We start from the raw sequence: 22123 nt of genomic DNA on the forward strand, positions 1-22123 counted from the left end.
CGCGCGTACGAGCACGCTAGGCGACGGCTCGCGACGCTGCTACAGTCGTCGGTCCCTTTCCCCTCAAGCGGAGCGTTTGCGATGAAGCTGATCGGCATGCTGGATTCCCCGTTCGTGCGCCGTGTCGCCATTTCGGCGAAGCTGCTCGACCTGCCGTTCGAACACGAATCGATCTCGGTGTTTCGTCATTTCGAACAGTTCAGGGCGGTCAACCCGGTCGTCAAGGCGCCGACGCTCGTGACCGACGACGGCGCGACGCTGATCGATTCGTCGCTGATCGTCGACTATCTCGATCACCTGGTCGCGCCGGAGCGGCGCCTGCTGCCCGACGCCGCCGACGCGCGGCTGCGCGCGCTCGTGCCGGTCGGTTTCGCGCTGGCGGCGGCCGAGAAGACCGTGCAGGTCGTCTACGAGCAGGCGCTGCGCCCGTCCGACAAGCAGCACGCGCCGTGGATCGAGCGCGTGCTGAGCCAGCTCGAGGGCGCGTACGGCGAGCTGGAGCCGCTCGTCGCGGCCGCGAACGGCTGGTTCGGCGGCGCACGCCTGCTGCAGTCCGACGTGACGGTCGCGGTCGCGTGGCGCTTCACGCAGTTCATGGCGGCCGATTACCCGGCGCTCGCGCGAATCGATCCGGCCCGCTATCCGGCGCTCGCCGCGCATTCGGCGCGTGCGGAAGCGCTGCCGGCGTTCGTCGAAACGCCGCTCGTCTAGGCCTGGCGGCCCTTGGCGGCGAGGCGCAAGGCGGCCCCGCGCAGCTGCCTGCCGGCCGCTCGGCCGCACCCGGCAAGCCGCCGCCGATTGTTCTCGGTGGCCGACAAGTGACTTCGCATTCGCGCCGTTTATCCGGAAGCGGCCGGTCCCTAGAATCCACTCCATCGAATCACGCATTGCCAGATGGAGCCGATGATGAAAGCCCTGCTCGAATCAAGCCTGTACCACCCGTCCGTCGTGTTGCCGCTTGCCGCGCTGACGCAGTTGATGGTCGAGCGCGATTTCAATCTCGGCCAGGTCGGGCTGATCGTCGCGGCACGCGGCGCGCAGGCGGCGGTGTCGCGCTCGCGTGCGCTGATCTTCTGCCGTCACGGCGAAGCGCACGCATGAGGGCGCTCGCGGCCAAAGGATGAAAAAAAGCCCGGCCGGCGCAAGCCGGTCGGGCGGATCGGATTCGATCGGGCCCCGGCTTCGGCCGGGGCTTTTTCATGGGCGACGCTCAGGCGCGTGCGGGCGACACGACGCTGTACATCTCCGAGTCGTCGTCCTCGCGCAGCTGGCGTGCGAGCTGGTGCGCCTCGCGGCGCGTCGCGACGGCCGGCGGCGAGCCCTTCAGCGGCTGGCGCGCGGTTTCCGCGAGCGCGACGACCGACACGATGCCGATCACGGCGGCGCCCATCATGTAGTACGCGGGCATCATCAGGTTGTGCGTCACGTCGACGAGCCATGCGGTAACGAGCGGCGTCGTGCCGCCGAACAGCGATACCGACACGTTGAAGCCGATCGCGAGCGCGCCGTAGCGGATCTCGGTCGGGAACAGCGCCGGCAGCGCCGACGGCATCACGCCGGTGAAGCAGGACAGCAGCACGCCGAGGACCAGCAGGCCGCCGAACACCGACGCCGTGGTGCCCGCATGGATCAGCATCATCGACGGGATCGACAGCACGAGCAGCCCGACACATCCGGCGAGCATCACCGGCTTGCGGCCGATCCGGTCGGACAGGCGGCCGGCGAAGAGCGTCATCGGCATCATCAGCACCATCACGAGCAGCACCAGCACGAGGCTGTGCGATTCGTCGAAGTGCAGCGTCGACGACATGAAGCTCGGCAGATACGACAGCACCATGTAGTCGGTCACGTTGAAGATCAGCACGAGGCCGACGCACAGCAGCAGCGCACGCCAGTTGCGCATCAGCGTTTCGCGGAAGCGCGCCTTCGGCACGGCCTTGTCCTGCGCTTCGCGCTCTTCGGCCTGGCGCTTGAACGCAGGCGTTTCCTCGAGCTTCATCCGGATGTAGAGGCCGATCAGGCCGAGCGGGCCGGCGATCAGGAACGGCACGCGCCAGCCCCACGACAGCAGCGCTTCCTGCGACAGCGACGTGGTCAGCAGCGCGACGACGCCCGCACCCATCACATAGCCGATCAGCGTGCCGAACTCGAGGAAGCTGCCCATGAAGCCGCGGCGCTTGTCGGTCGAGAATTCGGCGATGAAGGTGGCCGCGCCGCCGTATTCGCCGCCGGTCGAGAAGCCCTGCACGAGGCGCGCGACGAGCAGCAGCACGGGCGCCATGATGCCGATCGATGTGTAGCTCGGGATCAGGCCGATCGCGAAGGTGCCGGCGGCCATCATGATCATCGTCGCGGCGAGCACGCGCTGGCGGCCGATGCGGTCGCCGAGCGGGCCGAACACCATGCCGCCGAGCGGGCGCACGAGGAACGCGGCCGCGAACGTGCCGAAGGTCGCGAGCAGCTGCGCGGACGGGCTGCTGGACGGGAAGAACACCTTGCCGAGCGTGACGGCGATATAGCTGTACACACCGAAGTCGAACCATTCCATCGCATTGCCGATGGCCATCGCGCTGACGGCGCGCTTGAGCAGGCTCTGGTCGACGACGGTTATGTCGTCCGCGGCGAGCGGAGCGTCGCCGGACGAAGTGGAGGAAGAAGCAGCGGTCGGGCTGACGTGTGTTGCGGTCAAGGTCATGCACTCCTTTGACTGCGCCGGAACGGGCGGGCCGTCCGACACGGTTTGCCTGCAAGCGCGGTGTCGTGCGCGGCGCGTCGGGGCAGGCCATTAAGCACTTACTGCGCAACGGGCAGCAAAGGGCCGTAAGGGGCTGCTTCGACGCGGGCCCGATGGGCCGTCGCGACAGTGCGCTCATGAAGAATGGGCCGCGTGATGCTGGCGGCAGATGCCGGCGCGGACGGAGGTCCGGCGTTCCGGCAAGCGCCCCGAAAGGGGCAACGAAACGAGAAAAGCGGGCCTGTCGGGCGGGCTTTCCTGTGGGTGCAATTTCGGTCGAAGCGCCGGCCCGCAATGCGCGGACGGACTTCTCTCGAAATCGAATAGACAGAGATTGAATGTTGAAACAGGCGACATGATAGCACGATGACGGATGATCGTGCAAATTGCCGGGAGGCGCCCGTCTGGCGGGGCGTCCGGGGCGGCCTGCTCGGGTATGATCGGCGGCGCGCGGCGGGGCCGTGCAGCGCCCCGGCGACGGGGCCGAATTCACGAGGAACCGGATGACCGAACTGATGAGGATCGCGGCGCTGTTCGCCGCCACCGCACTGGCCGAAATCGTCGGCTGTTACCTGCCGTGGCTCGTGCTGAAGGGCAGCCGGCCGGCCTGGCTGCTGGTGCCGGCCGCGCTGTCGCTCGCGCTGTTCGCGTGGCTGCTGACGCTGCACCCGAGCGCGGCCGGACGTACTTATGCCGCGTACGGCGGCGTGTATATCGCGGTAGCGCTGGTCTGGCTGCGGGTGGTCGACGGTATCGCGCTGACCCGCTGGGATGTGGCCGGCGCGGTGCTCGCGCTCGGCGGGATGGCGGTCATCGCACTGCAGCCGCGCGCGTAAGCGCGGCCGCGGTGCGTGCCGCGTGCGTCAGGCCGTTTCGGCGGCGCCCGCGTCGGCGGACTTGCGCCACACGCACGTGCCCTTGACCGACTTGTCGAGCTCGTCGAGCTGCGCCTGGTGCGCGGCGAGCTCGTCGTCGCTCGCGGCTACCACGGCCAGGTCGAGCGCGGCGAGCGACACGCGCTGGCCGTTCGCCGCGCCGCCGTCGGCGCCCGCGTCGTCGAGCATGTCGATCACGAGGCTGTCCTGGCCGCGCGTCATCGCGAGATACACCTCGGCGAGCAGCTCCGAGTCGAGCAGAGCGCCGTGCAGCGTCCGGTGCGCGTTGCTGATGCCGAAGCGGTCGCACAGCGCGTCGAGCGAGTTGCGCTTGCCGGGGAACATCTGCTTGGCCTGCACGAGCGTGTCGATCACGCCGCCGCAATGTTCGGTGAACGGCGGGAGGTCGAGCCGCGCGAATTCGGCGTCGAGGAAGCCCAGGTCGAACGGCGCGTTGTGGATGATCAGCTCGGCGTCCTTCACGAAGTCGAGGATCTGGCTGGCGACTTCCGCGAACTTCGGCTTGTCGCTGAGGAATTCGGTCGTGAGGCCGTGCACGGCCAGTGCGCCCGGATCGCTGTCGCGCTCGGGGTTCACGTAGAAGTGCAGGTTGTTGCCGGTGAGCCGCCGGTTCAGCAGCTCGACGCAGCCGATTTCGATCAGGCGGTCGCCCGTGCGGGCGTTCAGGCCGGTGGTTTCGGTATCGAGAATGATCTGGCGCATGTCGGGGAAAACGAAGGAAACAGGGGGGGGGCGGCGTTCAGGCCGTGAGCGATTCGACGCCGCGATTCGCGAGCGCGTCCGCGCGCTCGTTTTCGGGATGGCCCGCATGACCCTTGACCCAGCGCCACTCGATTTCGTGCTGCGCGACGAGCGCGTCGAGCCGCTTCCACAGGTCGGCGTTCTTCACGGGCGTCTTTGCCGCGGTGACCCAGCCTTTCTTCTTCCAGCCGTGGATCCACTCGCTGATGCCTTTCTGCACGTATTGCGAATCGGTGTGCACGATCACCTGGCACGGCCGCTTCAGCGCCTCGAGCGCGGCGATCACGCCCATCAGCTCCATGCGGTTGTTGGTCGTGTTGGGCTCGCCGCCGAACAGCTCCTTTTCACGGTCGCCGTAGCGCATCAGTGCGCCCCAGCCGCCGGGGCCGGGGTTACCCTTGCAGGCGCCGTCGGTATAGATGTCGATCGTATCGATTGTCATGAATGTTCTTGATGGGTGGTCGGGGAGGCCGCGGGCGTCAGGCCTGGCGCGAGCACGGGTTTTTTCATCTTGATCTGGCCGACGAGGCGCATGCCGCGCACGCGCTTGACGGCCGTCACCATGTAGACGGCGCCGAAGATCGGCCACCAGCGGTCGCCCGCGGCTTCCATGAAGCCGTAGCGGGCCAGCCACTTGTCGGTGACGAGCGGCGGCCGGTAGCAGCCGAAGCGGCCGCGTTCGAGGTCGAAGCCGAGCAGCTTGATCCAGTCCTTGAGCCGGATGAACGCGATCTGGTCGCGCGTGGCCGGCACGAACGGGCGGTTCGCCATGCGCCCGAACGATTGCCGCATGCCCCACAGGCTGAGCGAATTGAAGCCGGTGATCACGAGCTGGCCTTCCGGCATCAGCACGCGCTCGGCCTCGCGCAGCAGGCGGTGCGGGTCGGACGTGAATTCGAGCGTGTGCGGCATCACGATCAGGTCGACGCTTTGCGACTCGAACGGCAGGTCGAGCAGGTCGCACCACGTCGTGCTGCGATCGGCGGGCGCGTGCTCCGGCGCGTGCGCTTCGCGCGCCCACGGATACTGGTACGGCGCGCTCGCGCCGCTCGCCGGATCGAGCACGAGGCCGCGATACGGCATGCGGTTCTCGCGCAGCGCGTCGAGCTGCGGCAGGCCGAGCTGCAGCGCGTGGAACCCGAAGACGTCGGACACGATCCGGTCGAGCTGCGCCTGCTCCCAGTCCAGCACGTAGCGGCCGGGAGGCGAGTCGGTCCAGGCGGGCCAGTCTATAATTTGACGATCAGGCATAACGATGGTTGCGCGCCCATGAACGAGCTGGAATACGTGCCGGTGCCGGCATTCGAAGACAACTATATCTGGCTCGTCTCGGACGGCCGCGATGCGATCGCCGTCGATCCGGGTGAAGCCGCGCCGGTGCGCCGGGTTCTTGCCGAACGAGGCTGGCGGTTGACCGCTATTTTACTCACGCACCATCACGCCGACCATGTCGGCGGTGTCGAGGCGCTGCGCAATAGCCAACCGGCCGATGTGCCGCTCACCGTTTACGGCCCTGCGGCCGAGGCGATCGGCGTGGTCACGCGGCCGCTTTCGGGCGGCGATCGCGTGACGCTCGACGCGCCGGCCGTCGCGTTCGACGTGCTCGACGTGCCCGGTCATACGCGCGGCCACATTGCCTATTTCCAGGCGGCCGGGCAGGGCGCCGCGATGCCGCACGTGTTCTGCGGCGACACGCTGTTCTCGTGCGGCTGCGGCCGCCTGTTCGAAGGCACGCCCGCGCAGATGCTCGCGTCGCTCGACGCGCTCGCGGCGCTGCCGGGCGACACGCGCGTGCATTGCGCACACGAATACACGCTGTCGAACATCCGCTTCGCGCTCGCGTGCGAGCCCGGCAATGCGGCGCTCGCCGCGTGGCGCGACGACGCGCAGGCGCTGCGCGCGCGCGGCGTGCCGACGCTGCCGACGACGATCGCGCACGAGCGCGCGGTGAACCCGTTCATGCGCGCGGACAGCGCCGCCATCCATGCGACGCTCGAGGCCGAGCTTCACGAAACGGTGCCGGATCGTCTGGCGGCGTTTACGCTGATGCGGGAGTGGAAAAACCGGTTCAGATGATGATTTCCGGAGGACTCCAAAGCTCAAGCGGAGTCTGTAAAAATTGCTCCAAATGTAGGATTTCGCTGAGTTTTCGGTGTTTTTATTGACGTGAAGCACGCACTTCCGTAGTATCGCCAGCAATTTCCAGCCGTCGGAAGCCGAGATTTTCATGCGACTTATATTGAGTGCGATGGTGGTCCTGCTACTCGCCGCTTGTGCGAGCCAGGCTCCTGTCGCCAACAACGCCGCCGATCCGCAGGCGGCGTCCAACTACCTCCGTAAATCAGCCACCGCCAAAGAAACTGTCGACGTCGACAAGCAATCCGTCGGCGACCTGACCAGTGCGGACTCCGATCTCTGGGGCCGCATCCGTCGCGGCTTCCAGATGCCCGACCTGCAGAGCGACCTCGTCGACATGCAGACGACCTGGTACACGCAGCGTCCGGATTACGTGCAGCGCATGACCGAGCGCTCGCAGAAGTACCTGTATCACATCGTCGAGGAGCTCGAGGCGCGTCACATGCCGACCGAGCTCGCGCTGCTGCCGTTCATCGAGTCCGCGTTCAACCCGCAGGCGCTGTCGGTCGCGAAGGCGGCCGGCATGTGGCAGTTCATGCCCGGCACGGGCCGCACGTACAACCTGAAGCGCAATATGTGGCAGGACGAACGGCGCGACGTGCTCGCGTCGACGAGCGCCGCGCTCGACTACCTGTCGCGCCTGCATGACATGTTCGGCGACTGGTATCTGGCGCTGGCCGCGTACAACTGGGGCGAGGGCAACGTGCAGCGCGCGATCGCGCGCAACCAGGCGGCCGGCCTGCCGACCGACTACCAGAGCCTGCGGATGCCGAACGAGACGCGCAACTACGTGCCGAAGCTGCAGGCGGTGAAGAACATCATCGCGAGCCCGAAGCAGTACGGCCTGACGCTGCCGGACATCCCGAACCACCCGTATTTCGTGACGGTCACGACGTCGCGCGACATCGACGTCGCGGTCGCCGCGAAGCTCGCGAACCTGTCGCTCGACGAATTCCGCTCGCTGAACCCGTCGTTCTCGAAGCCGGTGATCCTCGGCGCGACCGAGCCGCAGATCCTGCTGCCGTTCGACAACGCGTCCGCGTTCGAGAAGAGCCTGAAGGCATACAACGGCCAGCTTTCGACGTGGACCACCTATACGGTCAGCGAACGTGCGCGGCCGGCCGCGATCGCCGAGAAGATCGGCGTGGATGCCGATACGCTGATGTCGGTCAACAAGATTCCGGCCGGCATGCGCCTGAAGCCGGGCTCGACGATCGTCGTGCCGCGCGGCGATGACGACGACGAGGACATCAGCGCCGACGTCGCCGAAAACGGCGCGCTCGCGATGGAGCCCGACGTACCCGACACGCGCAAGATGCTGATCCGCGTGCGCCGCAAGCAGTCGATGGCGGCGATCGCCGGCCGCTACGGCGTGTCGGTCGGCCAGCTCAAGGCGTGGAACCGCACGCACCGCGATCTCGCGATGCCGGGTCAGGCGCTCGTGCTGCACGTGCCGGTCGGCCGCTCGGTGCCGGCGGAACCCGGTCCGGAGCGCATCGCAACGTCGGTCGGCAGTGCGCGCATCGAGCGCGCGAGCCTGGCGGTGGGCGGCAAGTCGCACGGCGCGAAGCGCGGCGCGGCAAAGCCGGCGGCCAAATCGACCAAAGCGGCGAAAGCTGCACCCGCGAAGGCCGCGCCGGCCAAGGGCAAGAAGAAGTAACGCGGCTGCGAAGCGCGGCGGCCGGCCGGTCCGGGCCGCGCGATTGCGCTATCATCCGACGAATTGCAACGAAAACGCCGTCACCGAGGTGACGGCGTTTTCGTTTGTGCGCGGTGCGAGGGTGCCGCGCCGCTTCGGCAGTCTTCATATCACGAGGGGGAGCGATGTCGTCGGTGCAGGTTAGGGTGCTCGCGCTGTTTTCGATCGGGTATTTCGTGTCGTATGTGTTTCGCGGCGTCAATCTGGGCTTCGCGCCGTTCGTCACGCATGAGCTCGGGTTGTCGGCCGCCGATCTCGGCCTGCTCACCAGTCTCTATTTCCTCGGCTTCGCGGGCGCGCAGATCCCGGCCGGCGTGATGCTCGACCACTTCGGCCCGCGCCGTGTGACGGCCGGCATGCTGCTGTTCGCGGCGGCCGGCGCCGCCGTGTTCGGCGCCGCGCACGGCATCGGCACGATGATGGTCGGCCGGCTGCTGATCGGCGTCGGCGTGTCGGTGTGTCTCGGCGCGGCGTTCAAGGCGCTCGCGCAGCATTTCCCGGTCGGCCGGCTGCCGCTCGTCAACGGCCTCGTGATGGCGGTTGGCGGCCTCGGCGGCGTCGTGGTCGGTTCGCCGCTGACCTGGCTGCTCGGCTGGACGAACTGGCGCGCGATCTGTTTCGGCCTCGCGGTGCTGACGGTGATCGTCGCGGCCTCGATCGGCTTCGGCGCGCCCGAAGCGAAGCAGGTGCGCCACCAGGGCGGGCTCGTCAGCCAGTTCAAGGGCACGTGGCACATCCTGAGCAGCCGCGCGTTCTGGAAGATCTCGTCGTTCTCGGTCGTCACGCAGGGCGTGTTCTACGCGATGCAGTCGCTGTGGGTCGGGCCGTACCTGCGCGACGTCGCGGGGTTCGATGCGCCGCATGCCGCGCGCCTCGTGTCGGTGCTCGGCTTCGCGATGATGGCCGGCTGCGTCGGCTTCGGCGCTGCGGCGCGCGTGCTCGAGCGGCGCGGCGTGTCCGTCTACGCATTCTGCGGTGTCGGCATGGCGCTGTTCGTCGCGACGCAGGTCGCGATCGTCGCGCGCATGCCATTGCCGCCGGCCATGCTGTGGGCCGCATACGGGATGTTCGGCGGCGTCGGCATCCTGACCTACGCGGTGATGGCCGGACATTTTCCCGCCCACCTGATCGGCCGCGCGAACACGACCCTCACGCTGGTGATCTTCCTGCTGATCTTTGCGTTCCAGATCGGTGTCGGCGCGGTGCTGTCGCACTGGCCCGCGCTCGACGGCCGTTATCCGGCGGCCGCGCACCTCACCGCATGGGGCGTGCTGCTTGCGCTGCAACTCGCGAGCGCGGTCTGGTACGTGTGGCCCGCGCGCGGCGCTGGCCAAGCGCACTGATCCGGCGGTACGCTGGTAGGTGGGGCGGCTGCGGAAACGGGGCCGCAGCACGTCGAGCGTGCGCCGTTGCGCGTACGCCGTACCGCGCTGCCGGTGGCGGCGCGTGCATGATCGGACGGCCATATCGATTGAAGATAGGGCCATTTTCGGGCTATAATTTGAAAGTTTGTGCTGATCAACCTCGCACCCTAGCGCCTACCTCATTCATCCCGTTCATCCGCCGCACGCCGCCTGCCGGGCGATGCCGCGAAGCCTCGTGCGCCACGCGCCGGGATCGCGTCTCGACAACGCAGGCCGCGTCCAGCTAGCGACTACGCGCGCCCACGCAGCGCGGCGCTCGCGCGGCAGGGTAAACAGGTCGGCAGCAGGGTGTTCCCCAAGGAGCCTCCCGTGTTGCCGTCTTTTTCTCCCGCCTTGCTTGCACTCGCCGACGGCACGGTCTTTCGTGGTTATTCGATCGGGGCCGAAGGCCATACGATCGGCGAAGTCGTGTTCAATACCGCGATCACCGGCTATCAGGAAATCCTGACTGATCCGAGCTACGCGCGCCAGATCGTCACGCTCACCTACCCGCATATCGGCAACGTCGGCGTCAACGCCGAAGACGTCGAAGCCACGAAAGTCCATGCCGCCGGCCTGATCATCCGTGATCTGCCCACGCTCGCATCGAACTTCCGCATGGACCGCACGCTCGGCGATTACCTGCGCGACGAAGGCGTCGTCGCGATCGCCGGCATCGACACCCGCAAGCTGACCCGCATCCTGCGCGACAAGGGCGCGCAGAACGGCTGCATCCTGGCCGGTTCGGATGACGAGGCGAAGGCGATCGAGCTCGCGCGCTCGTTCCCGGGCCTCGCGGGCATGGATCTCGCGAAGGTCGTGTCGACCACGAAGCCGTTCGAGTGGAAGCAGACCGAATGGCGCCTCGGCAGCGGCTACGGCATGCAGGAAGCGCCGAAGTACCGCGTCGTCGCGTACGATTTCGGCGTCAAGTACAACATCCTGCGCATGCTCGCGGAGCGCGGCTGCCAGGTGACGGTGCTGCCGGCGCAGGCAAGCGCGGCCGATGCGCTCGCGCTGAATCCGGACGGCATCTTCCTGTCGAACGGCCCCGGCGATCCGGAGCCGTGCGATTACGCGATCGCGGCCACGAAGGAATTCATCGAGCGCGGCGTGCCGACCTTCGGCATCTGCCTCGGCCACCAGATCATGGGCCTCGCGGTCGGCGCGAAGACGCTGAAGATGAAGACGGGCCACCACGGCGCGAACCATCCGGTGAAGGATCTCGGCGACGGTCGAGTCGTGATCACGTCGCAGAACCACGGCTTCGCGGTCGATGCGGATTCGCTGCCGGCCAACGCGCGCGTGACGCACGTGTCGCTGTTCGACGGCACGCTGCAGGGCTTCGAGCTGACCGACAAGCCGGCGTTCTGCTTCCAGGGCCACCCGGAAGCGTCGCCGGGCCCGCACGACATCGGCTATCTGTTCGACCGTTTCACCGCGCTGATGGACGCGGCGAAGCAGCGCAACGCCTAACGCAACCGAAGCAACCGAAGGACGGGAGATTCGCATCATGTTCGGCCACGCACTCGGCATCACGGATATCTGGACCTACGTGTTCGGCGTGATCTTCATCATCCTGCTGCCGGGGCCGAACTCGATGTACGTGCTGTCGCTCGCGGCGCAGCGCGGCGTGAAGGCCGGCTATCGCGCGGCCTGCGGCGTGTTCGTCGGCGACACGGTGCTGATGGTGCTGTCGGCCGCGGGCGTCGCGTCGCTGCTGAAGGCGAATCCGCTGCTGTTCTCCGTCGTCAAGTACGGCGGCGCCGCGTATCTGCTCTACATCGGCACCGGCATGCTGCGCAGCGCGTGGCGCAAGCTGCGCACGCCGGCGGGCGGGCCCGCCGAGGCGCCGCAGGCGGTCGACGGTGAGCAGCCGTTCCGCAAGGCGCTGATCGTGAGCCTGCTGAATCCGAAGGCGATCCTGTTCTTCATCTCGTTCTTCATCCAGTTCGTCGACCCGGCATTCCCGCATCCCGCGCTGTCGTTCGTCGTGCTCGGGGCGATCGCGCAAAGCGCGAGCTTCCTGTACCTGAGCACGCTGATCTTCGCGGGGGCGCGGCTCGCCGAGCACTTCCGCCGTCGCCGCAAGCTCGCGGCAGGCGCGGCGAGCAGCGTGGGCGGCCTGTTCATCGGTTTCTCGGTGAAGCTCGCGCTCGCGACCATGAGCTGAGCGCTGCCGGCCGACCCACGACAACGATTACTTATTGAATTCACAAGCCATGCCAAAACGCACAGACATCAAGAGCATCCTCATCATCGGCGCCGGCCCGATCATCATCGGCCAGGCGTGCGAGTTCGACTATTCGGGCGCGCAGGCTTGCAAGGCGTTGCGTGAGGAGGGCTACAAGGTCGTTCTCGTCAACAGCAACCCGGCGACGATCATGACCGACCCGAACACGGCCGACGTGACCTACATCGAGCCGATCACGTGGGAAGTCGTCGCGCGCATCATCGAGAAGGAGCGCCCGGACGCGATCCTGCCGACGATGGGCGGCCAGACCGCGCTGAACTGCGCGCTCGACCTGCATCACCACGGCGTGCTCGAGAAGTTCGGCGTCGAGCTGATCGGCGCGTCGCCGGAAGCGATCGACAAGGCGGAAGACCGCCAGAAGTTCAAGGAAGCGATGACCAAGATCGGTCTCGGCTCCGCGAAGTCGGGCATCGCGCACTCGATGGAAGAGGCGACCAAGGTGCACGCCGAGATCATGGCGGGCACCGGCGGCAGCGGCTACCCGGTCGTGATCCGTCCGTCGTTCACGCTCGGCGGCTCGGGCGGCGGCATCGCGTACAACCGCGAAGAGTTCGAGGAAATCTGCAAGCGCGGTCTCGACCTGTCGCCCACGCGCGAGCTGCTGATCGAGGAATCGCTGCTCGGCTGGAAGGAATACGAGATGGAAGTCGTGCGCGACCGCGCCGACAACTGCATCATCGTCTGCTCGATCGAAAACCTCGACCCGATGGGCGTGCACACCGGCGACTCGATCACGGTCGCACCGGCGCAGACGCTCACCGACAAGGAATACCAGATCCTGCGTAACGCATCGCTCGCGGTGCTGCGCGAGATCGGCGTCGACACGGGCGGTTCGAACGTGCAGTTCTCGATCAACCCGAAGGACGGCCGCATGGTCGTCATCGAAATGAACCCGCGCGTGTCGCGTTCGTCGGCGCTCGCATCGAAGGCGACCGGCTTCCCGATCGCGAAGGTCGCCGCGAAGCTGGCGGTCGGCTACACGCTCGACGAGCTGAAGAACGAAATCACCGGCGGCCAGACGCCGGCGTCGTTCGAGCCGACGATCGACTACGTCGTCACGAAGATCCCGCGCTTCGCGTTCGAGAAGTTCCGTGAAGCCGATTCGCGCCTGACGACGCAGATGAAGTCGGTCGGCGAAGTGATGGCGATCGGCCGCACGTTCCAGGAATCGTTCCAGAAGGCGCTGCGCGGCCTCGAAGTCGGCGTCGACGGTCTCGACGAGAAGTCGACCAACCGCGACGAGATCGCGATCGAGATCCACGAGCCGGGCCCGGACCGCATCTGGTATGTCGGCGATGCATTCCGCATCGGCATGACGGCCCAGGAAATCTTCGCGGAAACCGCGATCGACCCGTGGTTCCTCGAGCAGATCGAGCAGATCATCCTGAAGGAAAAGGCGCTCGCGGGCCGCACGCTCGCGTCGCTGACGTTCGACGAGCTGCGCTACCTGAAGCAGAGCGGCTTCTCCGACCGCCGCCTCGCGAAGCTGCTCGGCGCGACGCCGGAAGACGTCCGCAAGCGTCGCGTCGAGCTGAACGTGCGCCCGGTCTACAAGCGCGTCGACACCTGCGCGGCCGAATTCGCGACGAAAACCGCGTACATGTACTCGACCTACGAGGAAGAGTGCGAGGCGCAGCCGACCACGAACAAGAAGATCATGGTGCTGGGCGGCGGCCCGAACCGGATCGGCCAGGGCATCGAGTTCGACTACTGCTGCGTGCACGCGGCGCTCGCTATGCGCGAGGACGGCTACGAAACGATCATGGTCAACTGCAACCCGGAAACGGTGTCGACCGACTACGACACGTCCGACCGTCTGTACTTCGAGCCGCTGACGCTCGAAGACGTGCTCGAGATCGTCGACAAGGAAAAGCCGGTCGGCGTGATCGTCCAGTACGGCGGCCAGACGCCGCTGAAGCTCGCGCTCGACCTCGAGGCGCACGGCGTGCCGATCGTCGGCACGTCGCCGGACATGATCGACGCGGCCGAAGACCGCGAACGCTTCCAGAAGCTGCTGCAGGACCTCGGCCTGCGCCAGCCGCCGAACCGCACCGCACGCGCCGAAGACGAAGCGCTCAAGCTTGCCGAGGAAATCGGCTATCCGCTGGTCGTGCGCCCGTCGTACGTGCTGGGCGGCCGCGCGATGGAAATCGTCCACGAGCCGCGCGACCTCGAGCGCTACATGCGCGAGGCCGTGAAGGTGTCGAACGATTCGCCGGTGCTGCTCGACCGCTTCCTGAACGACGCGATCGAGTGCGACGTCGACTGCATCTGCGACGGCGAAGCCGTGTTCATCGGCGGCGTGATGGAGCACATCGAGCAGGCGGGCGTCCACTCGGGCGACTCGGCATGCTCGCTGCCGCCGTACTCGCTGTCGAAGGAAACCGTGGCCGAGCTGAAGCGCCAGACGGGCGCGATGGCGAAGGCGCTGAACGTGGTCGGCCTGATGAACGTGCAGTTCGCGATCCAGCAGGTGCCGCAGGCGGACGGCTCGAAGCAGGACATCATCTACGTGCTCGAAGTGAACCCGCGCGCGTCGCGCACGGTGCCGTACGTGTCGAAGGCGACCAGCCTGCCGCTCGCGAAGATCGCGGCGCGCGCGATGGTCGGCCAGAAGCTCGCGCAGCAGGGCGTGACGAAGGAAGTCGAGCCGCCGTACTTCAGCGTGAAGGAAGCGGTGTTCCCGTTCGTCAAGTTCCCGACCGTCGACCCGGTCCTCGGGCCTGAAATGCGTTCGACCGGCGAAGTGATGGGTGTCGGCCAGACGTTCGGCGAAGCGCTGTTCAAGTCGCAGCTCGCGGCCGGTTCGCGCCTGCCGGAGTCGGGCACGGTGCTGCTGACCGTGATGGACGCCGACAAGCCGAAGGCCGTCGAAGTCGCACGCATGCTGCACGACCTCGGCTACCCGATCGTCGCGACCAAGGGCACGGCTGCCGCGATCGAAGCGGCCGGCGTGCCGGTGAAGGTCGTGAACAAGGTGAAGGACGGCCGTCCGCACATCGTCGACATGATCAAGAACGGCGAGATCGCACTCGTGTTCACGACGGTCGACGAGACGCGCCAGGCGATCGCCGATTCGCGTTCGATCCGCATGAGCGCGCAGGCGCACAAGGTCACGTACTACACGACGATGTCGGGCGCGCGCGCGGCCGTCGAAGGCTTGCGCTACCTGAAGGATCTGGAAGTCTATGATTTACAAGGTCTTCACGCTCGCCTAAACTAAGCAGTCAGTTACCTGTCGAAGCAATACGTGCCGCGGTTAAGCGGTGTTTCCGGTTCGCCGGAAACGCGCTTAATCGCGGTGATTTTTTTTAAAGCCGTTTTTAGCGATTGAGCCGTTTATGAGCACCATTCCGTTGACAAAGCGTGGCGCAGAGCAACTGCGCGATGAATTGCAGCGCCTCAAATCCGTCGAGCGGCCGGCCGTGATCAACGCGATCGCGGAGGCCCGCGCACAGGGCGATCTGTCCGAAAACGCCGAATACGATGCCGCGAAGGAAAAGCAGGGCTTCATCGAGGGTCGTATCGCGGAAATCGAATCGAAGCTGTCGGCCGCGCAGGTCATCGATCCCACCGTGCTCGATGCCGAAGGCCGCGTGGTCTTCGCGTCGACGGTCGAACTCGAGGATCTCGAGTCGGGCGACACCGTCAAATACCAGATCGTCGGCGACGACGAAGCCGATATCGATCACGGCCTGATCTCGGTCAGCTCGCCGATCGCGCGCGCACTGATCGGCAAGTCCGAAGGCGACGTCGCGGCCGTGCAGGCGCCGAGCGGCGTGCGCGAATACGAAATCATCTCGGTCAGCTACATCTGAAACGGGGCGACGTGATGCCGCATCGCGTGTTCCGTCTGCTGTCGGCCGTGTGGGTCGGCAGCCTGCTGACGATCGGGTATGCGGTCGCGCCCGTGCTGTTCAAGACGCTGGAGCGGATGACGGCCGGTTCGGTCGCCGCCCAGCTGTTCCGTATCGAGGCGATCCTCGGTGTCGTGTGCGGCGTGCTGCTGCTCGCGTTGTCGAACCAGCAGGTGCGGCGCGGCAGCAGCGAATATCGTCGCGTGCGCTGGATCGTCGCCGCGATGGTCGTGTGCGTGCTGGTCGGGTATTTCGCGCTGCAGCCGTTCATGAACGCGCTGCGGGTGGCCGCGATGGACGCGGGCACCGATATCGCGAATTCGCCGTACGCGAGTCGCTTCGGGATGCTGCACGGTGTCTCGAGCGTGTTCTATCTCGTCGAGAGCGTGCTGGGGCTGATGCTGATCTGGCGTCTGCCGGCGCGCGACGCCTGAGCGCAGCGCGGGCAGCGCGGCACGGTGCGACCGTGCCGCGGACGCGTTTTACTTGTCCTGGAACGGTCGCTTGGTGCTTGCCTGGCGCTTTTTCGCGCGCTTCACGGTGCCGCCCGCCGTCACGCGTTCGTTGCCGCGCACGACGACCTTCGTCGGCTTCGGACGACGCACGGGGCTCGCGTTCGGCGATACCTTGACGACCTTGACCGTGCGCGGTGCGCGGCCTTTCCTGTCGTCGGCGGCTTCGGCCGCGCTCGGCAGCGTGCCGGCGCGACGGCCGCGGGCCGGGGCCGCTGCAGGGGCCTCGGGCTTCCAGATCACCAGCAGCTTGCCGATGTGCTGGATCGGCGCCGCGCTCAGGCGGTCGCAGATCTCGTCGTAGATCGCGATGCGTTCGTCGCGCTCGTCGCCGAACACGCGGATCTTGATCAGCTGGTGCGCGGCGAGGTGCACCTTGATTTCCTTCAGCACGGCGTCGGTCAGCCCTTCGGCGCCGATCAGCACGACGGGCTTGAGCGCATGGGCCTGGGAGCGCAGCGCGGAGCGCTCGGCGGGAGAAAGCGAAAGGGCGGGCATGGAAATGTCGAAATCTAAATAAGGGCACGCGGCCTGAAAAGCGATCGCGGGAAGTTACCGCGTCAGCCGTGCGCCGAAACCACGTAAAATCGCGGCTTGGGCCTGAAAAGGGGCCGCAGCCGCGCGAAGAAGACGCGTATTATCCGCTAAAAGCGCGGCTTCACGAAGCAAATGGCAGCAATCTCTCTCTCGAATGGCAAAAAACCGCTTTAACCAGCACTGGCTGCACGACCACATCAACGACCCGTACGTCAAAATGGCGCAGCGGGAGGGCTATCGCGCGCGTGCCGCGTACAAGCTGAAGGAAATCGACGAGCAGGACAAGCTGGTCCGTCCGGGCCAGGTGATCGTCGATCTCGGCGCGACGCCGGGCAGCTGGAGCCAGTATGCCCGCAACAAGCTCGCGCAGGGCAAGAAGCGCGACACCGAGCGCGAAGGCGGCATCGACGGCACGATCATCGCGCTCGACCTGCTGCCGATGGAGCCGATCGCCGACGTCCACTTCATCCAGGGCGACTTCCGCGAGGACGAAGTGCTCCACCAGCTCGAGGAAGTGCTCGAAGGCCGCGCGGTGGACCTTGTTATTTCGGACATGGCCCCCAACCTCTCCGGTGTGGCCTCGGCGGACGCGGCGCGCATCGAGCATCTCTGCGATCTGGCGCTCGAATTCGCGCAGAACCATCTGAAGCCGGACGGTGCGCTGCTCGTGAAATGCTTTCATGGCAGCGGCTACAGCCAGATCGTCGAGAAATTCAAACAGCAGTTTAAGACCGTCGCGCCGCGCAAGCCCAAGGCGTCCCGCGACAAATCGTCCGAAACGTTCATTTTGGGTCGGCATCTGAAGCATCCGCGCTGATGCGCGGCGGGGTGCCGCAAACGGGCTCCGGCCCTTGCCGGACAAGCGAAGCGCTATCGCGGCGGTTGTCAATGCTTATGGCGAGGGTGGTCGGACTGGATTAGAATGACCGAGGGGCGCCGCAAGGAAAATGTAGGCGCTCGTCTACGAGTGAAGGAGTGGTGCTTTGAACAACAATATGTTTTCGAAGGCAGCGGTGTGGTTAGTGATCGCACTGGTGCTGTTTACGGTGTTCAAGCAGTTCGACAAGCCCCGCGTCCAGGAAGGCGTGTCCTATTCGCAGTTCATGGACGACGCCAAGAACGGCAAGGTCAAGAACGTCATCGTTCAGGGGCGCAACCTCACCGTCACTCCGGCTGATGGCCAGAAATACCAGATCGTGTCGCCCGGCGACATCTGGATGGTCGGCGATCTGATGAAGTACGGCGTGCAGGTCAGCGGCAAGGCCGATGACGAGCCGAACGCGCTGATGTCCGCGCTGTACTACCTCGGGCCGACGATCCTGATCATCGTGTTCTGGTTCTACATGATGAGGCAGATGCAGGGCGGCGGCAAAGGCGGCGCCTTCTCGTTCGGCAAGTCGCGAGCGCGGCTGATCGACGAGAACAACAACGCGGTGAACTTCTCCGACGTCGCGGGCTGCGACGAAGCGAAGGAAGAAGTGTCCGAGCTCGTCGACTTCCTGCGCGATCCGCAGAAATTCCAGAAGCTGGGCGGTCGCATTCCGCGCGGCGTGCTGCTCGTCGGCCCGCCGGGTACCGGCAAGACGCTGCTCGCCCGCGCGATCGCGGGTGAAGCGAAGGTGCCGTTCTTCAGCATCTCGGGTTCGGACTTCGTCGAAATGTTCGTCGGCGTCGGCGCAGCCCGTGTGCGCGACATGTTCGAGCAGGCGAAGAAGCATGCACCGTGCATCGTGTTCATCGACGAAATCGACGCGGTCGGCCGTCATCGCGGCGCCGGCATGGGCGGCGGCAACGACGAACGCGAACAGACGCTGAACCAGATGCTGGTCGAGATGGACGGCTTCGAAGCGAACTCGGGCGTGATCGTGATCGCCGCGACCAACCGTTCCGACGTGCTCGACAAGGCGCTGTTGCGTCCGGGCCGTTTCGACCGCCAGGTCTACGTCGGTCTGCCGGACATCCGCGGCCGCGAGCAGATCATGCGCGTGCACCTGCGCAAGGTGCCGATCGCGAACGACGTCGATGCGGCCGTCATCGCACGCGGCACGCCGGGCTTCTCGGGCGCCGATCTCGCGAACCTCGTGAACGAGGCTGCGCTGTTCGCGGCACGCCGCGGCAAGCGCATCGTCGAGATGCAGGATTTCGAGGACGCGAAGGACAAGATCTTCATGGGTCCGGAGCGCAAGTCGGCCGTGATCCGCGAGGAAGCGAAGCGCGCGACCGCTTACCACGAGTCGGGCCACGCGGTGGTTGCGAAGCTGCTGCCGAAGGCCGACCCGGTGCACAAGGTCACGATCATTCCGCGCGGCCGTGCGCTGGGCGTCACGTGGCAGTTGCCGGAGCATGACAACGAGACGTATTCGAAGGACTACCTGCTGGATCGCCTCGCGATCCTGTTCGGTGGCCGGGTGGCGGAAGAGCTGTTCATGAATCTCGTCAGCACCGGCGCATCGGACGACTTCAACAAGGCAACGCAGACGGCGCGCGCGATGGTGGCACGCTTCGGCATGACCGATGCGCTCGGGCCGATGGTCTACGTCGACGACGAGAACGATGCGTCGCCGTTCGGCCGCGGCTTCACGCGCACGATCTCGGAAGCGACGCAGCAGAAGGTCGATTCGGAAATCCGCCGCGTGCTCGACGATCAGTACAACCTTGCGCGCCGCCTGCTCGAAGAGAACCGCGACAAGGTCGAAGCGATGACGGCCGCGCTGATGGAGTGGGAGACGATCGACGCCGATCAGATCAACGACATCATGGAAGGCCGTCCGCCGCGCTCGCCGAAGAGCTCGCCGGCCGTCGGCGGCGATTCGTCGGGCGGCGGCAGCAGCGCCGAGGTCAAGCCCGGCAACGCGCCGGCGCCTGCTTCGCCGGCGGCATAACCTCCGCTTTAGCACCGTTCACGGGCTGGTGTGGCTTCACACCGGCCCGTTTTGCATTCAACCACGCCAGTCGCTCGTGTCCGATTCCGCTGTTACTCCATCCATTCCCGCGCCGCTCCAGTGCGGCCGCTTCGCACTGACGTTCGAGCGCCCGCTCGTGATGGGTATTCTCAACGCCACGCCCGATTCGTTCTCCGACGGCGGCCGCTTCCTCGCGCGCGACGATGCGCTGCGCCAGGCCGAGCGCATGATCGCCGAAGGCGCGGACCTTCTCGATATCGGCGGCGAATCGACGCGCCCCGGCGCGCCGCCCGTACCGCTCGACGAGGAACTCGCGCGCGTGATCCCGCTCGTCGAGGCGCTGCGGCCGCTGAACGTGCCGCTGTCGATCGACACCTACAAGCCGGCCGTGATGCGTGCGGCGCTGGCCGCCGGTGCGGACCTGATCAACGACATCTGGGGGTTCCGCCAGCCGGGCGCGATCGACGCGGTGCGCGACGGCAACTGCGGGCTGTGCGCGATGCACATGCTCGGCGAGCCGCAGACGATGCAGGTCGGCGAGCCCGACTACGGCGACGTCGTGACCGACGTGCGCGAGTTTCTCGCCGCGCGCGCGCAGGCACTGTGCGACGCGGGCATTGCGCCGGAGCGGATCTGCGTGGATCCCGGCTTCGGGTTCGGCAAGGCGGTCGTCGACGACAACTATGCGCTGCTGGCCGCGTTGCCGGACACGGCGCCTGCGCGGCCCGACGGGCGCGCTTATCCGATTCTCGCGGGCATGTCGCGCAAGTCGATGCTCGGCGCGGTGATCGGCGGCAAACCGCCGATGGAGCGCGTCGCGGCGAGCGTGGCGGCAGCGTTCTGCGCGGTCGAGCGCGGTGCGGCGATCGTGCGCGTCCACGACGTCGCGGCGACGGTCGATGCGCTGAAAGTCTGGAATGCCGTGCGCGTAGCCGCGCGGCAACGATAAGTCAGAAGACGAAGGAGGAAGATTCGCTATGGGACGTCGATATTTCGGCACGGACGGCATTCGCGGCACGGTGGGCGAGGCGCCCATCACGCCGGATTTCGTATTGCGCCTCGGCTACGCGGCCGGCAAGGTGCTGGCCAGTTCGGCCGACGTCGCGGCAGGCTCGCGTCCGACGGTACTGATCGGCAAGGACACGCGCGTGTCGGGCTACATGCTCGAAGCCGCGCTCGAGGCCGGCTTCTCGGCGGCCGGGGTCGACGTGATGCTGGCCGGCCCGATGCCGACGCCGGGCGTCGCATATCTGACGCGTGCGCTGCGCCTGTCGGCCGGCGTCGTGATCAGCGCGTCGCACAACCCGTATCACGACAACGGGATCAAGTTTTTCTCCGCTGACGGCAACAAGCTGCCCGATGACACCGAAGCCGCGATCGAAGCGTGGCTCGACAAACCGCTCGAGTGCGCGTCGTCCGACGGCCTCGGCAAGGCGCGCCGCCTCGACGACGCGGCCGGCCGCTACATCGAGTTCTGCAAAAGCACGTTCCCGGCCGCGTTCGACCTGCGCGGGCTGAAGCTCGTGGTCGATTGCGCGCACGGTGCCGCGTACCAGGTCGCGCCGCACGTGTTCCACGAGCTCGGCGCGGACGTGATCCCGATCGGCGTCGCGCCGAACGGCTTCAACATCAACGACGGCGTCGGCGCGACCGCGCCCGACGCGCTGGTGCGCGCGGTGCGGGCGAACCACGCCGATCTCGGCATTGCGCTCGACGGCGATGCGGACCGCCTGCAGGTCGTCGATTCGACCGGGCGCCTGTACAACGGCGACGAGCTCCTCTACGTGCTCGTGAAGGACCGGATCGCGACCGACGGCAAGGTCGAAGGTGCGGTCGGCACGCTGATGACGAACCTCGCCGTCGAAGTCGCGCTGCAGCGCGAGGGCGTGAAGTTCGTCCGCGCGGCGGTCGGCGACCGCTATGTGCTCGAGCAGTTGCGCGAGCACGGCTGGCAGCTCGGCGCGGAAGGCTCGGGCCATATCCTGTCGCTCGACCGGCATTCGACCGGCGACGGCATCGTGTCGGCGCTGCTCGTGCTGGCCGCGCTGAAGCGCAGCGGTCGAACGCTCGCACAGATGCTCGATGGCGTCACGCTGTTTCCGCAGAAGCTCATCAATGTGCGGATGAAGCCGGGCGCCGACTGGAAGGGCAGCACGTCGATCCGCGCCGCGATCGACGCGGCCGAGGCCGCACTCGCCGGCAGCGGCCGCGTGCTGATCCGCGCATCCGGCACCGAGCCCGTGCTGCGCGTGATGGTCGAAGCGCAGCAGGCAGCCGATGCAGTCCGCCATGCGGAGACGATCGCCGACGCAGTGCGCGCGGCGACGACCTGACGCACGATAGCGGCGCGGGGCGGTCCTGCCGCCCGCGCGCCGGTTCTCCGGTGAATCGGCATGCGGCGCCTTCGGGCGCCGCAATTTCGTCAGACGCAAAGGTTTGCGCTACCTATAG

At 66.7% G+C, this 22123-nt stretch carries 20 protein-coding genes; 15 read left to right on the plus strand and 5 right to left on the minus strand.

The window, feature by feature from the left end; translation table 11 throughout:
- The first annotated feature begins 81 nt into the window (after positions 1-81).
- Complete coding sequence (locus tag ACM6JT_RS00840; protein ID WP_034183264.1) at positions 82-711, plus strand: glutathione S-transferase family protein; 630 nt, start codon at positions 82-84, stop codon at positions 709-711.
- Between the two features lie 192 nt (positions 712-903).
- The gene (locus tag ACM6JT_RS00845) at positions 904-1101 is read left to right on the plus strand and encodes a hypothetical protein (RefSeq protein WP_034183459.1); all 198 of its coding nucleotides are present in this window, start codon (positions 904-906) and stop codon (positions 1099-1101) included.
- A 109-nt stretch (positions 1102-1210) separates the two neighbouring features.
- Here the strand turns inward: ACM6JT_RS00845 and proP are convergent, their stop codons facing one another.
- A complete protein-coding gene (gene proP / locus ACM6JT_RS00850) occupies positions 1211-2695 on the minus strand; it encodes a glycine betaine/L-proline transporter ProP (RefSeq protein WP_034183265.1) in 1485 nt (494 codons plus the stop codon).
- A 542-nt stretch (positions 2696-3237) separates the two neighbouring features.
- Between proP and ACM6JT_RS00855 the strand changes: the two genes are divergently transcribed.
- A complete protein-coding gene (locus ACM6JT_RS00855; RefSeq protein ID WP_034183266.1) occupies positions 3238-3570 on the plus strand; it encodes a YnfA family protein in 333 nt (110 codons plus the stop codon).
- 27 nt (positions 3571-3597) lie between these two features.
- Here the strand turns inward: ACM6JT_RS00855 and dnaQ are convergent, their stop codons facing one another.
- Genes dnaQ through ACM6JT_RS00870 form a run of 3 tightly spaced genes read right to left on the minus strand, consistent with a single transcriptional unit; the run spans position 3598 to position 5622 of the window.
- Positions 3598-4332 carry a DNA polymerase III subunit epsilon gene (gene dnaQ, locus ACM6JT_RS00860; RefSeq protein WP_034183267.1) on the minus strand — a complete coding sequence of 245 codons (735 nt, stop codon included), beginning with the start codon at positions 4330-4332 and terminating at the stop codon, positions 3598-3600.
- Positions 4333-4369: 37 nt separating this feature from the next.
- Positions 4370-4813: a ribonuclease HI gene (gene rnhA / locus ACM6JT_RS00865; RefSeq protein ID WP_034183268.1), complete on the minus strand. Its 444-nt coding sequence runs from the start codon at positions 4811-4813 to the stop codon at positions 4370-4372.
- Complete coding sequence (locus ACM6JT_RS00870) at positions 4810-5622, minus strand: class I SAM-dependent methyltransferase (RefSeq protein ID WP_034183269.1); 813 nt, start codon at positions 5620-5622, stop codon at positions 4810-4812. The genes rnhA and ACM6JT_RS00870 overlap by 4 nt, the downstream gene beginning before the upstream one ends.
- Positions 5623-5640: 18 nt before the next feature.
- On the opposite strand from ACM6JT_RS00870, the gene gloB reads away from it, so the two are divergent.
- The 8 genes from gloB (at position 5641) to ACM6JT_RS00910 (ending at position 16154) form a co-directional block, all read left to right on the plus strand.
- A complete protein-coding gene (gloB, locus tag ACM6JT_RS00875; RefSeq protein ID WP_131947176.1) occupies positions 5641-6447 on the plus strand; it encodes a hydroxyacylglutathione hydrolase in 807 nt (268 codons plus the stop codon).
- A 151-nt stretch (positions 6448-6598) separates the two neighbouring features.
- Entirely contained in the window at positions 6599-8167 is a 1569-nt protein-coding gene (locus tag ACM6JT_RS00880) for a transglycosylase SLT domain-containing protein (protein WP_034183271.1), read from the plus strand.
- A gap of 164 nt (positions 8168-8331) precedes the next feature.
- Positions 8332-9549: an MFS transporter gene (locus ACM6JT_RS00885; RefSeq protein WP_414855800.1), complete on the plus strand. Its 1218-nt coding sequence runs from the start codon at positions 8332-8334 to the stop codon at positions 9547-9549.
- Between the two features lie 390 nt (positions 9550-9939).
- Positions 9940-11085 (plus strand): glutamine-hydrolyzing carbamoyl-phosphate synthase small subunit, encoded by a 1146-nt coding sequence (gene carA, locus ACM6JT_RS00890; protein ID WP_072435871.1) that lies wholly within the window; start codon positions 9940-9942, stop codon positions 11083-11085.
- Positions 11086-11122: 37 nt separating this feature from the next.
- Positions 11123-11782, plus strand: a complete 660-nt coding sequence (gene leuE, locus ACM6JT_RS00895) for a leucine efflux protein LeuE (RefSeq protein WP_152855220.1) — start codon at positions 11123-11125, stop codon at positions 11780-11782.
- A 49-nt stretch (positions 11783-11831) separates the two neighbouring features.
- Positions 11832-15086 carry a carbamoyl-phosphate synthase large subunit gene (carB, locus tag ACM6JT_RS00900; RefSeq protein ID WP_034183275.1) on the plus strand — a complete coding sequence of 1085 codons (3255 nt, stop codon included), beginning with the start codon at positions 11832-11834 and terminating at the stop codon, positions 15084-15086.
- A 118-nt stretch (positions 15087-15204) separates the two neighbouring features.
- Positions 15205-15681 carry a transcription elongation factor GreA gene (greA, locus tag ACM6JT_RS00905; RefSeq protein ID WP_021163362.1) on the plus strand — a complete coding sequence of 159 codons (477 nt, stop codon included), beginning with the start codon at positions 15205-15207 and terminating at the stop codon, positions 15679-15681.
- 14 nt (positions 15682-15695) lie between these two features.
- Entirely contained in the window at positions 15696-16154 is a 459-nt protein-coding gene (locus tag ACM6JT_RS00910) for a DUF4149 domain-containing protein (protein ID WP_006497614.1), read from the plus strand.
- A 48-nt stretch (positions 16155-16202) separates the two neighbouring features.
- Here the strand turns inward: ACM6JT_RS00910 and ACM6JT_RS00915 are convergent, their stop codons facing one another.
- The gene (locus ACM6JT_RS00915) at positions 16203-16730 is read right to left on the minus strand and encodes a YhbY family RNA-binding protein (protein WP_034183276.1); all 528 of its coding nucleotides are present in this window, start codon (positions 16728-16730) and stop codon (positions 16203-16205) included.
- Positions 16731-16923: 193 nt separating this feature from the next.
- Here ACM6JT_RS00915 and ACM6JT_RS00920 point away from each other — a divergent pair, with 193 nt between their 5' ends.
- From ACM6JT_RS00920 to glmM, 4 genes are all read left to right on the plus strand, one after another.
- Positions 16924-17586, plus strand: coding sequence for an RlmE family RNA methyltransferase (locus ACM6JT_RS00920; RefSeq protein WP_034183277.1), 663 nt, complete (start codon positions 16924-16926; stop codon positions 17584-17586).
- Between the two features lie 166 nt (positions 17587-17752).
- Positions 17753-19651, plus strand: coding sequence for an ATP-dependent zinc metalloprotease FtsH (gene ftsH / locus ACM6JT_RS00925; protein WP_034183278.1), 1899 nt, complete (start codon positions 17753-17755; stop codon positions 19649-19651).
- 28 nt (positions 19652-19679) lie between these two features.
- Complete coding sequence (gene folP, locus ACM6JT_RS00930) at positions 19680-20621, plus strand: dihydropteroate synthase (RefSeq protein ID WP_414855801.1); 942 nt, start codon at positions 19680-19682, stop codon at positions 20619-20621.
- 28 nt (positions 20622-20649) lie between these two features.
- The gene (glmM, locus tag ACM6JT_RS00935) at positions 20650-22005 is read left to right on the plus strand and encodes a phosphoglucosamine mutase (protein WP_152855217.1); all 1356 of its coding nucleotides are present in this window, start codon (positions 20650-20652) and stop codon (positions 22003-22005) included.
- Positions 22006-22123: the final 118 nt, after the last annotated feature.

It is taken from the genome of Burkholderia sp. IT-111MI5, from assembly GCF_949752865.1.
Classification (GTDB): Bacteria; Pseudomonadota; Gammaproteobacteria; order Burkholderiales; family Burkholderiaceae; genus Burkholderia; species Burkholderia pyrrocinia_C.